Raw genomic sequence first — 13,892 nt, 5'->3', positions numbered from 1 at the left:
GTTTACACCCGTCCTTTATACGTTTAGTTTATTCGGTAATTTGCTTGCGCAGGTTGTCCAGACGATTCTCAAGCGTTCCGTCCAGAGCAATTCCCTCCAGTTCCACGCGAATACCGCCCAGAACCTGCGGTTCCTGCTTTTCTTTCATGATGACCGTCTTGCCACTGATCTTTTCAAGGCGCGCCTTCAGAGCTTCTCTCTGCTCCTCCTTCAGCGCAACTGCCGTGACAACGAGTGCCTCGGCAATGTTGTGGTCCTCATTGTAGCGGCGTCTGAATTCCCGGCTGCATCCGGAAAAACTGCGGACAATGCCCTCCCCGCACAGAATTTTGAAAAAATTCAGCAGATAAGGATGCACCTGCTCGCCAAACGCCTCATCAATCAGAGAAAGTCGTTCTGCCTTTGCGACAGACGGCTCAGAAAGCAGTGTCAGATACTCCGGATTCTCCTTGAGGACTTCCGAAACCATCTCCACCTGTTCCATCAAAGTCTCTGTCAGCTTTTCTTCGGCAGCCAGATCGTACAGGCTGTCTCCGTAAAGCCTGCCTGTATCCATCATGATGCCTCTCCTACATTCTTAATAAACTCGTTAATCAGTTTCTCGTGGTCATCTTCGCTGACCTCGCGCTCAATTACCTTTCCTGCAATATCCATGGCAATTGAACCAATCTCATTTTTCAGATCTCCAACTGCCTTCTTGCGCTCCTGAGCAATGTCTGCCTCAGCCTTCGCCTTGATGCCGGCTGCCTGAGCCTGTGCATCCTGAAGGATTGCGTCCGCCTTTGTCTGAGCAGATTTCTGAGCGTCCTTGAGAATCTCGCTTGCTTCCGCCTTCGCCTGAGCCATATTCTGCTCATACTCGGCTTTCATCGCTTCCGCCTCTTCCTTGGACTTTCTCGCATCCGTCAGCTGAGCATCCGCCATCTCTTTTCTCTTCTCGAGCATGGCATTGATCGGCTTAAACAGAAAACGCTTGATCAGGTACATCTGAATAAAGAGGTTGCAGATCTGTGCAATAAAGGTCCATGGTGCAATTCCCACCAAATCCTGTACTTCGCGCATGTTCTCCCTCCTGTTTTGTTGCTGCTTGCGCATTGTCCGGATCTCTCATCCGGACACATTGATCCGGATCCTTAAATCCGCATCGTCCATGAATCAATCATTCATGAATTAGCCAAGGTAGTTCATGAACATACCCGGAGCTACGAAGATCAGAAGCAGACCGGTAACGAAACCGTAAATACCGGTGGTCTCTGCGATTGCACAACCAAGAAGCATCGTGCTGGTTACATCACCCTTGCACTCCGGCTGACGGCCGATTGCCTCGAGCGCCTTAGAAACTGCATTACCTTCACCAATACCAGGTCCGATACCGGCAATCAGAGCACTTCCGGCGCCGATTGCACAACCTGCCAGTGCGATACCACGTGCGAGTAACTGAAAATCTGTCATAGTAATTTCCTCCTGAAAATAAAATTTATCTGCCTCATCCCTCCGCCGCATTGGCGATGTACATGATCGTCAGCATACTGAAAATGAATGCCTGCATGGCTCCGGAGAACCAGTCAAAGTATACAGACAAAATTGCGGGAATACCGACATCGAGAATCGGAATGCTTCCCAGAATCTGTCCCAGGGCACCCGGAAGCCATCCGAGAAGTGCGCTGGATGCAAGTGCCAGAGCTGCATAGATCAGACCGTTGATTACCACACCCGACAAGATATTGCCGAAGTGACGGCATGCCATGCTGACCGGTGTTGCGAGCTCTGAAAGAATGTTGAACGGAGTCATGACCGCAATCGGGGTCGTGAATCCCTTCAGGTATCCCAAGAATCCGCCAGCTTTGATCTTATTGGCCGTAATCATAATGAATACGACTATCGCCCACGCTGCCTCTGTGGACAGATCTGCGGTCGGGCTTCTCAGTCCCGTCAAACTGATCAGGTTCGATACCACACTCGTCGTAAAGAGCGCAGCTACAAACGGAATCAGCTTGTCAAACTTTCTACTTCCGGTATTGTTGCGGACAAAGTTATTTGCCTGCTCAACCAGAAACTCCGCGAGTGCCTGTCGTTTGGAGATATTCTCCACCTTCAGGTCGCGGGTCAGCCAGATGCACAGTCCCGTAATCAGGGCCATCACGATCCAGCTGACTACAAGAGTCTCTGTGATCTGAATGTCTCCGAGAATCGGAATCCCTGTCGGAATTGTGAAATAGACGGCTGCACCTGTCACATCAAAATTCATCCTTTTTTCCTCCTTTCCTTTTCATGTACGCTCTCGCTCCCCGCTCCCCCTGATTGAAAACGAAGTTTTTGAACTTACATTTTATTTATTGTTTTTCATGGTTCCAAAAATCCCACGGGCCTTAATAACTGCACCCGGGACAAAGAGCGGAATAATTCCCGCTACTCCGTTAATGAAAGGTACTGTCACTGCGAGAATGATCCAGACAAACTGAATCATCGTGCGATAATGGTAACTGGTTTTCATCCTGCGATACGCCAGATCCTGATCTTCCGTATCTGCAATCTTCTGTACCGTGAGCCCCATGAAAAAGAAATTTCCCACAGCCACCGCACTTCCGATCACAGCACCCACAATCACCTTGTAGTCAAACGGAACTGAATCCGGAATCACCAGATGTAAGCCAAAAAACACAAGAATCATCACGACAGCTGCCACTGCCGTTCCCGTCCCAATCCGGGCGGTTTCCTTTTTTACTGCGTCTTGAACTTGAACCACCGGAATCCTCCTTCTACTCACATTTTCTGTCTGATTTCTTGTTTGATTTCCAGTTCATTTTCATTTCTATCTTACTTAGTCTATTTCTATTCCATTATTCCCTGCTGTTTCTTATCTTCTCACAACTTCTTCAAGTCCATGCAGATCTCTTCGCATTCTTATATCTGCCATTTCCTTGATTATGCCGGTTTCTCAGTATGCTTGTCAATGATGCCGGTTATAAGATGGGCATCTTTTTTCTTTTTTTCGATCTGTTTCCTTCATAACGGACTGATAGATCTTATATGCTGTCGCAAAAGAACCACCGAGGCCAAAGAAAAATCCGGGCAGATAAATCCAGCTCCCGACATGAAATCTCGTATTCAGCCAATAGCTTCCCAAAAGGCACAGGAGAAGTGGCATCATCAGGGAGAGTCCCATCTGACTCAGCATGGATAATTGCCGGAAAACGGAATTCCAGTGTTTCATTGTTCTCTTCCTCCTCGAACTGCAAAGCCCTCATTCCTCGATTTCACTATTTTTATTATCCTTTCAGCTTCACATTTTCTATGCAAACCTGCCCAAATTCTCATTTTCTCGTTAAATATTAGTCAAAAAATGATTCCCAATTGTTCTGCAAAGAAAACGCTAAAAAAAATACATTTTTCCTGTTTTTGTCACTTTTTTATATTGTTTCCCAAAAAACCGTCCTGTTTTCCTGTCATTATTACACAACATAAATTTTATTATAACCGATCTCAACGGTTTTGACAACACATTAACACAAGTTTAATATTGTTCATAAACGGTTAATTTTTATCAATTTGCAAGGTTTTGTAAGCGTTTACATCCGTTTATTGATAGAATTTTGTGGAATCTGTCTGAAAACCATTTTCCCACATTTACTTTATTACTTTAAAGTGACTTATTTTGCCCCTGATCCTGCACGTTATTTTCTCTTTTGCCAGAAGCCCCTCTCTTCTAAAACAGATAGAATGTACTTTGCAAAATTCTCTTTTTTGTTTTCCACTGTGCCTCAAAACCTCACGAAACCAGAGTTCATAACCAAGGCGCAGTTGCTTCGACAACCATTTTCCCCTGCGTCGAATGCGCATACTTGCGGAGCATTGTTATATGATAAGACACAATTCCTTATCATACAACAAAAAAAACCTCTACCCACAGTCCTCTCGAACTGTGAATAGAGGTTTTCTATATCATCTGATTTGCTTCAGAATGGATATGGGGGTTAATTACTTAACCAGACCCTTCCAATCGGTTACAGAACCGTCTTTAGCCTTCAGAGACTTGTTGTTGGTGTATACCTTAGCGTTGTAGTCGCTTACGTAGAAGTACCAGTCGTTGCCATCCTTAGCAGCGGTCTTGTTCTTCTGAACGTTACCAGCGGTGTTAACCAGGTACAGATCCTTGTCATCAAGAACAGTGTAGCTTACAGACTCCTTATCGGTGTTGGTGTAAGTTCCGGTGATAGCATCGCCTCTGAAGTCAGCGGACTCAACCTTCTCTACAGCTACGCCGTCAGCGTTGATGTCCTTAGAGCCCTTCTCGTTAGCGGTAACCTTAACCAGCTGGTACTTGTCATCTGCATCAGCCTTAACCTTGCAACCGAACATGTAGATGTACTTGTTATCATCGATACCAGATACACCCTTACCTTTGCCCTCGGTACCACCGGTCTTGCTGAAGTAGAAGTTGTAAGAAGAACCATCCAGGGAGATAGTGGTAGAACCAGTCTTCAGAGCACCATCGCTATCAGCGTTGTTGCCGAAGTAGTACAGGCTAACACCATCAGCTGCCCAAGAATCCTGACCATCGTACTTGCCATCCAGGATATCGTCAACATCATCAGCACCGATATCATCATCGATTACCTTCTGAATGTTACCGTTGTTGTCCACCTGCAGGATGCACAGACCGGTCAGCATTGCAGCACCCTTCTTGCCGTCATCCGGACGGAAGCCGTAGTACTTACCTTTGATCTTCTTGATTGCGCCAACGTACAGCTCGCCATCGCTATCTGCATAGTACCACTTCTCAGACTCATCATCTGCGTTGGTCTTTGCGAAAGTAGCATCACCGTAGTTCTTGAAGGTGTTGTCGGTACCATCGGTCATAGGAGCTACAACCTTGAACCAACCCTTGGTTGCACGAGCACCGTCCTCCGGGCTGTTGAAGTACTGCCAGTTAGCAGCTGAGGAAGCAGATGCCTCTGCGCCGCTTGCCAGACCCCAGGTGTAAACCATAACACCACGGTTATCGAAACGATAGTGCTTACCGTTGATCTTCTTATCCTCTACGGATGCTCTCTTCTCACCGTTGGACTTGAAGTTGAACCAGTAATCGTAATCGTCATCCTCGTCCTCATCGTAAACGTTGACTTTCTGCCAACCAGTCTTCAGAGAACCATCCTCCCAGGAACCCAGGTAGTAAGTAGCCTCTTCCCAGTCGCTGTCCTCGGTCTTCAGGGATGCATCATCCTTGTTGATCCAACCATACAGCATCTTACCATCCTCATCGAATGCGTACTTCTTGCCGTCGATGGTCTTGAACTTTACAGAGCTGGTGTTATCAGAAGCCTTGTAAGCCTTACCAGAGTTCTGCATGTAGTAGTAACGATACTCAGCCGGATCATCATCATCATCCTGATCCTCGTTTACTACCTTAACCCATGTATTCTTTACCATAACGCCGTTTGCATCTACATAGTAGGTGTCGTCGTCATCCTCAACCAGCTTATCGGTTGCCATAGCGCCGTTCTCCTCGCTATCCAGCCAGTACCAGTTGTCTCCGGACTTCTTCCACTCATCCTCTACTCTGTTGCCATCTTTATCATAGTAATACCACTGTCCATCTTCCTCAACCCAGCCAGTAGCTGCGAAAGAGGTCATGGAAGCGCCGATAGCAAGCATTGCTGCTGCAGATGCAACTGCAACGATCTTAGTCTGCTTCTTCATAATGAATGCACTCTCCTTTTTCTTTCTGAAATGCTCTTAAAATTCCTATTAAAATCGCATCACGAAGTGATTATACTTCCGATAAGGTAAATTACCGGAGGTGGTCTTGGCAGGGAAAAATCTGTTCCGGTTTGTAAAAGATCTGGTTTACAAAAGATTTGGTCTGCACAAGATGGAAACTGGAATACAATAATGAAAACCGGAATACGATTCGGAATGATTTTTCTGATGGAGCAGGAAATTCACCGGGGACGGCTTGTCATGCCTGTCAAAATGTGATAAAATATAGGAACGTTGCGACAGAGAAGTCGGAAAATCCCGGGTGTGAGTCTGCATCCGGGATTTATCGTTTGTGCTGTGACACCGAAGTTTATGAGAAAAGGAATGATGTACGATGGGGCTGAACCCAAACGAGTGACAATTTTTATTGTCAAGCATTATGGCGTGATTTACCGACTGCAAGGCTCAGGGAGTCGCGTCCTATGACGCTTTCATAGGCTTTGAGAAAGAGAAAGCAGATAAGACTATAAGACTTACAGCCAGATGTAAGACAAAATAAGATGGCTGTGACAAAAGAGCGAAAAGCAGGAGGAGCAGATTATGTTAAATTACAAGAGATATAAGAGAGTACCGGTTGTTAATTACCCGGAGAGACAGTGGCCGAACAAGGAGATCGAGAAGGCACCGGTATGGTGCAGCGTTGACCTGCGTGATGGAAACCAGGCGCTGATCGAACCGATGGTTGTTGAGGAGAAGATCGAGTTCTTCAATATGCTCGTAAAACTGGGATTTAAGGAGATCGAGATCGGTTTCCCGGCAGCTTCCCAGATTGAGTATGATTTCCTGCGTCAGCTTGTTGATCGTAAGATGATTCCGGATGATGTTCGTGTGCAGGTTCTGGTACAGTGCCGTGAGCACCTGATCAAGAGAACCTTTGAGGCAATTCAGGGAATCAAGAAGGTAGTTGTCCATATTTACAACTCTACCTCTACTTTACAGCGTGACGTGGTATTCCACAAGAACAGAGAGGAGATCAAGCAGATCGCAATCGACGGAACGAACATGGTCAAGAAGTATGCGAAGGACTATGACGGAGATCTGATGCTTGAGTATTCCCCGGAGAGCTTTACAGGAACGGAGCTGGATTACGCACTTGAGGTATGTACCGCTGTTCAGGATACCTGGGGTCAGGCAACTCCTGAGAAGCCGATCATCTTCAACCTGCCGTCTACCGTTGAGATGAACACTCCGAACGTTTACGCAGACCAGATCGAGTGGATGGATCGTCACTTCAAGGATCGTGACAGCGTGATCCTGAGTGTACATCCGCATAATGACCGCGGAACCGGCGTGGCAGCTACCGAGCTGGCACTGCTTGCAGGCGCAGACCGTGTAGAGGGAACTCTGTTCGGAAACGGTGAGCGTACCGGTAATGTGGATATTCTGACTCTGGCTTACAACATGTTCTCTCAGGGAATCAATCCGGAGTTAAATATCGAAAACATCCGTGAAATCGCAGAAGTTTATGAGCGCTGCACGAAGATGAGCATCGATCCGAGACATCCGTATGCAGGTAAACTCGTATTTACCGCATTCTCCGGTTCTCATCAGGATGCAATCAACAAGGGTATGCAGGCTCTGCATGAGCGCGGAGGCGAGATCTGGGAGGTTCCGTATCTGCCGATCGATCCGTCCGATATTGGTCGTCAGTACGAGCCGATCGTTCGTATCAACAGCCAGTCCGGAAAGGGTGGCGTAGCCTTCGTTATGGATACGTTCTACGGATTCAAACTGCCGAAGGGCATGCACAAGGAGTTTGCAGATGTGATCCAGAAGATCTCCGAGAAGCAGGGTGAGGTTGCTCCGGAGCAGATCATGGATGAGTTCAAGAAGAACTACCTTGATAAGAAAGAGCCGATGCACTTCCGCAAGTGCCAGATCACCGATACAGAGGTGGAGAATGGCGAGTATGCAACCCTTGTAAAGGTTACTTACACGAATCATGGTATTGAGAAGACATTCGAGGGTATCGGAAACGGCCCGATCGATGCAGTTCAGAGAGGTCTCGAGAAGGAACTTGGCATTCAGATGAAGGTTCTTGACTACAACGAGCACGCACTGACTTCTGGTTCCGGTGCACAGGCAGCTTCCTACATCCATCTGATGGATCAGGTAAGCGGACGTGTGACCTACGGTGTCGGCATCAGCTCCAATATCACCCGCGCTTCGATCCGTGGTATTTTCAGCGCAGTGAACCGCCTGTACTTCTCATAAATAAATTCTTTTATTTGCCATTGCATTGTCGTAAGTTTTCGCCCACTACTTTCAGGTGGTGGGTAAAACGGCACGAAGCGGTAATGCAGGATGCAGAAAGATCACAGATTTAGAGATAAAATTAGAGATAAAAAAGAAACACCGGAAAAGAAGAAATTCTTCTCTCCGGTGTTTCTTTTTTTGTGGATTTTTTATGGATCCGTAAAACAGTGGCTGCTGTAAACTTTTACGGCTGAGGACCGCCGGTCTGACCCGGAGTCAGGCTTGTTCCGCCGTTTGCACTCGAACTGGTCGTCGTGCTCGTGCTGTCTGTTGTGGAGGTGGAAGTAGCGGCCGGAGTGGTGCTTGAGCCAGAGGTCTTTCCTGCGCCAACGGTAATCGTCGTGCCGGTGGAGGTATTCTGTTTTAAGTTTCCGCTTCCAGATACGCCCGGGCCGCTGTTGCTGTCATTGTTGCTTGAAGAGCTGCCGGCCGGAGTAGTAGTTGTGCTTCCGGAAGTGTTGCTGCCGTTGTTATTGCCAGAGTTTGCAGTTCCGTGGGAAACGTTCTGGGCAGCGGTTCCATCATAAGCGTTTGTGACAGATACGGTCGTGGTGCAGATTCCGTTTGCACCGAACTCATAAGTTGTGCCGTCGATCTTCTTGGACTCACCTGCAACCATGCGTCCGTCAGCTTTCGGATCAAAGTAGTAGTAGTTACCGCTCAGGATAACCCATCCGGTCTGACGATGTCCGGAGGTGTTGAAGAAGTAGTAGTAGCCGCTGATGTCCTTGCTTCCGATCGACATGCGTCCGTTTGCCGGATCCATATAATATTTGTTGGTTCCGTCAGACAGCCAGCCGGTCAGCATGCGTCCGTCGGTATGGAAATAGAAATAGTAACCATCTACCTGCTGCCATCCGGTCTTCATCTTTCCGTCTGCGCCGAAGAGGTACCAGCTTCCGTTGACTTCCTGTGCCTTATTGACCGCGCATTTTCCGGAATCCGGGGCAAAGTAATACCAGCCGCCGTCCATCTGCTGCCATCCGGTAACCATCACGCCGTTGCTGCCGAAATAGTAGTAATCTTCACCGATGTTGAGCCAGCCTTTATGCATGGTGCCGTCGGTCAGAATGTAGTAGTATTTGCCATTGTCGTTGACGAGACCATTTCCCATCACGCCGTCTGACTGGAAATAATACCAGGTGTTATTGATCTGTTTCCAGCCGGTTGTCATCGCACCGGTGGTGGGATCCAGATAATAGTAGCCATTTGCGAGGTTCAGCCAGCCTTTGTGCTGGGAGCCGTCTGCATCATAATATACATAGGCATTGCCGGACTGTGCCCAGCCGGTAGCCGCGTATGCTGCAAAGCCGGAGCCGAGTGTCATGGCACTCATCATTCCAGCGACTGCGGCTGCGGTAAAGAGCCGTTTGTTCTTCATGATAAACCCATCTCCTTTATATTATTTTTTATTCTTCTTTGCTCGTAATGATTATAGCACAACAAAAAAAAGAAAAGCTAACAAATTTATTACGAACTACGAAAAAATTGTTTCAATTTATGCGTTTTATGCGTTGCTTATGCATTGCACAAACGGAAAATGATTTATATGGAGCAAACGGTATCGAGAAGCTCCTTTACTTTGCGGTAGTATGCCTTTGCGTAGCGGTACTGGATGATCGTGTACTCTCCGAATTCTTCTCCGAGAGCGGCTTTGTAGACAGCCCAGAGACTCCACAGAAATCCGCCGAGAGCGACGTAAGAGTAGACGACGAGGCGCTCGGTATTGTCGGCTCTTCTTCCAAGGTAGATCTCCATCAGTTTTTCCAGATCCTCTTCTTTGTAATAGGAGTAGATTGCTGCCATGGACAGATCAATCAGCGGATCGCACATTCCGGCATACTCCCAGTCGATCAGGCGCACAGAGCCGTCTGCGAGAATCAGGAAGTTATCGGCATTTGCATCGATGTGGGACAGGACTTTCGGTCGGTTCATCATATCGAGATGATCGAGGAGTTCCATCATCTGGGCGCGTACATTCTGATAGTCCTCAAATGGAATTCCGCCGTGCTGGAGGCAGAGGCGCTCGTAAAACAGGATCCGCTCCCGGATGTCGAAGGAGTGGTCGACACTCAGACCGGACTCGTGGAGCTGGCGGAGAACTTTCATGCAGGCGCGGATATCATCCCAGTTGAAGGCTTCCGAGTTGCGGGCTCCGTCGTAATATCTGGAAATCTTGTAACCGGTCTCCCCGCTGATGTAGATCAGGCGGTCAGAGATTCCGAGCGGCTGAATGGTCTTGTAAACTTCCGCCTCCTCTCTGCGGTTGATTAGAAGTCCGGTTCCCGGTCCCGGAATTCGGCAGATGTAGGATTTTCCGTCGATCTGGAAGAGGAAAGATTTGTTCGTCATTCCGGATTTCAGGCAGCGCAGATCATGGATCTCTGATTCCGGTACCTCAAATACCTTTGCGATCAGCTCAAGAGCTTCATTGTTTGAGCGGGTCTGATAGCGCGAATCGAATCGGCGGAGTTCCTCAAGATTCTCAAACTCGTAAATCTGGTTGGCAGGCTGACGGTTGATATCGATCTCGAACCGGTCAAAGTGATGGATCAGGACGTTCTCCCAATAGAACTGTTCGGTTCCCGGGGTCTCGTATTCTTTTTCAAGTGCCGGGAGAAATTCAGCAGAGAATTCCCGGGAGAAGTAAACTGGTCCGTACATCACCCATGCATTTTCGCCCCCGACTGTCACATCGGTGATTCGTCCTTTCTTATTATAGGAAAGAACCCACTCAGAAGTTTTGCCCTCCATATAGGTCGAAGCATACCAGGCGCCGCACTCATACTGATGGAACATATTTTCGCGAAGCCAGTTGTCGGAAGAAAGAATATACATGTTTTTTCCGTACAGAGCTTTGCGTGCATGGTAGATCGTCGCCAGCGTGTTCTTGCAGGAATATTCCGGGTTGTAGAGCAGAGTGACATTGTACTTGTCGATCAGGTACTCGAACTTTTCTTTCAGGTAGCCGACAGCGATTGTGATGTTCTCGACTCCGGCCTCCCGGAGCTGTCGGATCTGGCGCTCAATCATGCGCTCTCCGAAGACTTCAAGGAGTCCCTTCGGTGTCTCGAAGGTCAGCGGAACAAAGCGGGAGCCAAAACCGGCGGCGAGAATCAGGGCACCGTCCACTTTGAACTGATTCAAAAAAGCTTCGCCCTCACCGGTCAGTTCATAAGTTCCTGCGATGCTCTTTCCGGCTGCGATATAGTGAAGATTCATGCATTCCTTAATTAAAGTGTTTACCGTTCCGAGAGAGAGTTCCATTTTCTGTGCGAGGTCTCTCTGGCTGCTGTGTGGGTTTTCTTTTAAGTAGCGACAAATGAGTCCGATCCGGTTCATAAAAAATCCTCCATCTTATTTAGAGTCCGTGTGTTGTCTGTGCACGTATGTCCTTGTGTGCACGACAGATTCACTGCGAGCGTTCAAAAATATTCAAAAACATATAACTAATGAACAGTATAGCGCGATGAATTCAAAAAAGCTATACAAAAACAGGATTGTACTGATATTAATACAATTTTCGTGAAAAATTCGATTTCCGTAAGATTTTCGTAAGAAAACGCTTAGGGTTTTGTTATAGCATTTCCGGAAAAAGTGTATTATACTGTGAACTGTGATGGAGAGGTGGTTAGTTTCCCGGTAATATCCATAGTTGTTCATTTGTTACATAAATGTGAAAAATGTAAAAAACTATTGATAATTTACCTTACAAGAAGTATAATCACTTCGTGATGCAATTTTTAAAGGAATTTTAAGAGCATTTCAGAAAGAAAAAGGAGAGTGCATTCATTATGAAGAAGCAGACTAAGATTGTTGCCGTTGCATCTGCAGCAGCAATGCTCGCTATCGGCGCTTCCATGACCTCTTTCGCAGCTACCGGCTGGGTTGAGGAAGATGGACAGTGGTATTACTACGATAAGGACGGCAATCGCGTAGAGGACGAGTGGAAGAAATCCGGAGACAACTGGTACTGGCTGGATAGCGAAGAGAACGGCGCTATGGCAACCGACAAGATTGTCGAGGATGACGACGATACCTACTATGTAGATGCAAACGGCGTTATGGTAAAGAACACCTGGGTTAAGGTTGTAAACGAGGATCAGGACGAGGATGACCCGGCTGAGTATCGTTATTACTACATGCAGAACTCCGGTAAGGCTTACAAGGCTTCCAGCAATGGTAGCAAGGTAAACTTCAAGACCATCGACGGAAAGCGTTATGCATTCGATGAGGATGGTAAGATGCTCTACGGCTGGATCGACGAGGATGATGCAACCTTAAAGAGCGATGATTCCGACTGGGAGACCGCAACCTACTACCTGGGTTCCTGGGAAGATGGTTCTTTAAAGACCGGTTGGCAGAAGATCACCGTTTACGATGACGACACCGAGAAGGAAGATGACTACGATTACTGGTTCAACTTCCAGTCCAACGGTAAAAAGCGCGTAAACAAAGAGGATAAGAAGATCAACGGTAAGCACTACGCTTTCGATGAGCGCGGTGTCATGGTTTACGAGTGGGCTCTTGCAAGCAACGGTCAGGCAAGCGCTGCAAGCATCGCAAACTGGAAATACTTCAACAGCCCGGAGGACGGTGCTCGTGCAACCAAGGGTTGGTTCAAGGTAGTTGCTCCGCAGGATGGCGTTGATAACACCTTCAAGGATTACAACGATCAGACCTTCGCAAAGGGCGATTCCAACGATGAAAATGAGAGATGGTACTACGCTGACGGCGACGGCGAGCTGTATGCCGGCAAGATCAAAAAGATCAAGGGCAAGTACTACGGCTTCTATCCGGAAAACACTGATAAGGCAGGTTCCATGCTGACCGGTCTGTGTGCCCTGATCGTAGAGGATGGCGAGATCAAAGAAGTAATCGAGCGCGATATGGATGCAGACGATCTGGATGACTGCATGGATGGCGACGGTGATTATGCAAAGATGTACGGCAACCCGAACGCATCCCTGTACTACTTCGGTGACAACGAGGATACCGACGGTGCAATGAAGACCGGTACCACCACGATCAACCTGGATGGCAATTCCTACAACTTCTCCTTCAGCAAGGCTGGTGGTGAGGAGAGCAAGGGTAAAGGTCTCACCGGTATCGACGATGACAAGTACATCTATAAGTTCGGTCTGAAGATGAAGGCTGACAGCGATGACAAGTACAAAGTCGTATACGCAACCGGCGACACCGGCGATGACGATGCAATCGTTGAGGAGATCGACGATGCAGCTCTGAGAAACCTGGCAACCCGCGTAGACGGCAAGAACAAGGACAACGATACGATCAAGGTTCTGGGTACTCTTGACAAGGAATACTATCTGGTTAACTCCAGCGGTTCCATCATCAAGAACAAGACCGCTGCCAAGGATGGCAATGACTGGTACTACTATGTAAACAACAAGCAGATTATGATGTATACCAACAACAAGACCTTCTCTGTTGACAGTGGCGATTCCGCTATCACGGATGATGCTGGTAACAACATTAAAGATAACTGGAAGAACGGTATCACAAACGGTAATAAGGTTGTTCTTGATGACGTTATCGACAGAGATTAATCAAAATTCTTTTCTGATCCAAGCAGATAAAGATATACATGATAAGGGCATCTGAATCTGAAATATCAAAAACGTGAATCACAAAAGGTGTACTGTACACAACAGTGCACCTTTTTTCATAGCTGTACAGTGAACAAATCTCTCATATTTGTTTATTTTTCTGTACATTTAGGAAAAGTCTGTCTTTATTTTTTGATTTGTATATATTTTTTCAATAATTACTTTCTTTTCTTTCTACTTTCTTTATGCCCGCTTAACAGTTATGACATATTTGATTTTTACCATAAATTTTATTGCAGTCAAACA

11 protein-coding genes are annotated in these 13,892 nt (G+C 47.2%); 2 read left to right on the top strand and 9 right to left on the bottom strand.

The features are described 5' to 3' along the window. Window positions 1–28: 28 nt before the first annotated feature. From atpH to ACR0QE_RS00730, 7 genes are all read right to left on the bottom strand, one after another. On the bottom strand, window positions 29–559 hold the full coding sequence (gene atpH / locus ACR0QE_RS00760; RefSeq protein WP_432626473.1) for an ATP synthase F1 subunit delta: 531 nt from the start codon (window positions 557–559) through the stop codon (window positions 29–31). Then, entirely contained in the window at window positions 556–1,062 is a 507-nt protein-coding gene (gene atpF / locus ACR0QE_RS00755; RefSeq protein ID WP_432626472.1) for a F0F1 ATP synthase subunit B, read from the bottom strand. Before atpF ends, atpH begins: the two co-directional genes overlap by 4 nt. Window positions 1,063–1,170: 108 nt before the next feature. After that, window positions 1,171–1,452, bottom strand: a complete 282-nt coding sequence (gene atpE / locus ACR0QE_RS00750) for an ATP synthase F0 subunit C (protein WP_177977098.1) — start codon at window positions 1,450–1,452, stop codon at window positions 1,171–1,173. Between the two features lie 34 nt (window positions 1,453–1,486). Beyond that, window positions 1,487–2,248, bottom strand: coding sequence for a F0F1 ATP synthase subunit A (locus ACR0QE_RS00745; RefSeq protein ID WP_432626471.1), 762 nt, complete (start codon window positions 2,246–2,248; stop codon window positions 1,487–1,489). 81 nt (window positions 2,249–2,329) lie between these two features. Next, complete coding sequence (locus ACR0QE_RS00740; protein WP_432626470.1) at window positions 2,330–2,746, bottom strand: ATP synthase subunit I; 417 nt, start codon at window positions 2,744–2,746, stop codon at window positions 2,330–2,332. A gap of 204 nt (window positions 2,747–2,950) precedes the next feature. Continuing rightward, window positions 2,951–3,214 carry an AtpZ/AtpI family protein gene (locus tag ACR0QE_RS00735; RefSeq protein WP_432626469.1) on the bottom strand — a complete coding sequence of 88 codons (264 nt, stop codon included), beginning with the start codon at window positions 3,212–3,214 and terminating at the stop codon, window positions 2,951–2,953. Between the two features lie 764 nt (window positions 3,215–3,978). Beyond that, complete coding sequence (locus ACR0QE_RS00730) at window positions 3,979–5,700, bottom strand: cell wall-binding protein (RefSeq protein WP_432626468.1); 1,722 nt, start codon at window positions 5,698–5,700, stop codon at window positions 3,979–3,981. Window positions 5,701–6,300: 600 nt separating this feature from the next. On the opposite strand from ACR0QE_RS00730, the gene leuA reads away from it, so the two are divergent. Further along, the gene (gene leuA, locus ACR0QE_RS00725) at window positions 6,301–7,974 is read left to right on the top strand and encodes a 2-isopropylmalate synthase (protein WP_432626467.1); all 1,674 of its coding nucleotides are present in this window, start codon (window positions 6,301–6,303) and stop codon (window positions 7,972–7,974) included. 226 nt (window positions 7,975–8,200) lie between these two features. On the opposite strand, the gene ACR0QE_RS00720 is transcribed toward leuA, so the two are convergent. Both ACR0QE_RS00720 and ACR0QE_RS00715 read right to left on the bottom strand, forming a co-directional pair. After that, window positions 8,201–9,397 carry a cell wall-binding protein gene (locus ACR0QE_RS00720; protein WP_432626466.1) on the bottom strand — a complete coding sequence of 399 codons (1,197 nt, stop codon included), beginning with the start codon at window positions 9,395–9,397 and terminating at the stop codon, window positions 8,201–8,203. Window positions 9,398–9,561: 164 nt separating this feature from the next. Continuing rightward, window positions 9,562–11,358: a phosphotransferase gene (locus ACR0QE_RS00715; protein ID WP_432626465.1), complete on the bottom strand. Its 1,797-nt coding sequence runs from the start codon at window positions 11,356–11,358 to the stop codon at window positions 9,562–9,564. A 452-nt stretch (window positions 11,359–11,810) separates the two neighbouring features. On the opposite strand from ACR0QE_RS00715, the gene ACR0QE_RS00710 reads away from it, so the two are divergent. Continuing rightward, on the top strand, window positions 11,811–13,586 hold the full coding sequence (locus ACR0QE_RS00710; RefSeq protein ID WP_432626464.1) for a hypothetical protein: 1,776 nt from the start codon (window positions 11,811–11,813) through the stop codon (window positions 13,584–13,586). Window positions 13,587–13,892 lie beyond the last annotated feature (306 nt).

Origin of the sequence: Brotaphodocola sp., from assembly GCF_050873065.1 — a bacterium.
Lineage (GTDB): Bacteria > Bacillota > Clostridia > Lachnospirales > Lachnospiraceae > Brotaphodocola.
This window is presented reverse-complemented; position numbering and strand designations above follow the sequence as displayed.

What these genes read in the sequence shown, in the direction of transcription:
- atpH (WP_432626473.1), bottom strand. Translation starts at nt 559, where the DNA reads ATGATGGATACAGGCAGGCTTTACGGAGACAGCCTGTACGATCTGGCT.
- atpF (WP_432626472.1), bottom strand. Translation starts at nt 1,062, where the DNA reads ATGCGCGAAGTACAGGATTTGGTGGGAATTGCACCATGGACCTTTATT.
- atpE (WP_177977098.1), bottom strand. Translation starts at nt 1,452, where the DNA reads ATGACAGATTTTCAGTTACTCGCACGTGGTATCGCACTGGCAGGTTGT.
- ACR0QE_RS00745 (WP_432626471.1), bottom strand. Translation starts at nt 2,248, where the DNA reads ATGAATTTTGATGTGACAGGTGCAGCCGTCTATTTCACAATTCCGACA.
- ACR0QE_RS00735 (WP_432626469.1), bottom strand. Translation starts at nt 3,214, where the DNA reads ATGAAACACTGGAATTCCGTTTTCCGGCAATTATCCATGCTGAGTCAG.
- ACR0QE_RS00730 (WP_432626468.1), bottom strand. Translation starts at nt 5,700, where the DNA reads ATGAAGAAGCAGACTAAGATCGTTGCAGTTGCATCTGCAGCAGCAATG.
- leuA (WP_432626467.1), top strand. Translation starts at nt 6,301, where the DNA reads ATGTTAAATTACAAGAGATATAAGAGAGTACCGGTTGTTAATTACCCG.
- ACR0QE_RS00720 (WP_432626466.1), bottom strand. Translation starts at nt 9,397, where the DNA reads ATGAAGAACAAACGGCTCTTTACCGCAGCCGCAGTCGCTGGAATGATG.
- ACR0QE_RS00715 (WP_432626465.1), bottom strand. Translation starts at nt 11,358, where the DNA reads ATGAACCGGATCGGACTCATTTGTCGCTACTTAAAAGAAAACCCACAC.
- ACR0QE_RS00710 (WP_432626464.1), top strand. Translation starts at nt 11,811, where the DNA reads ATGAAGAAGCAGACTAAGATTGTTGCCGTTGCATCTGCAGCAGCAATG.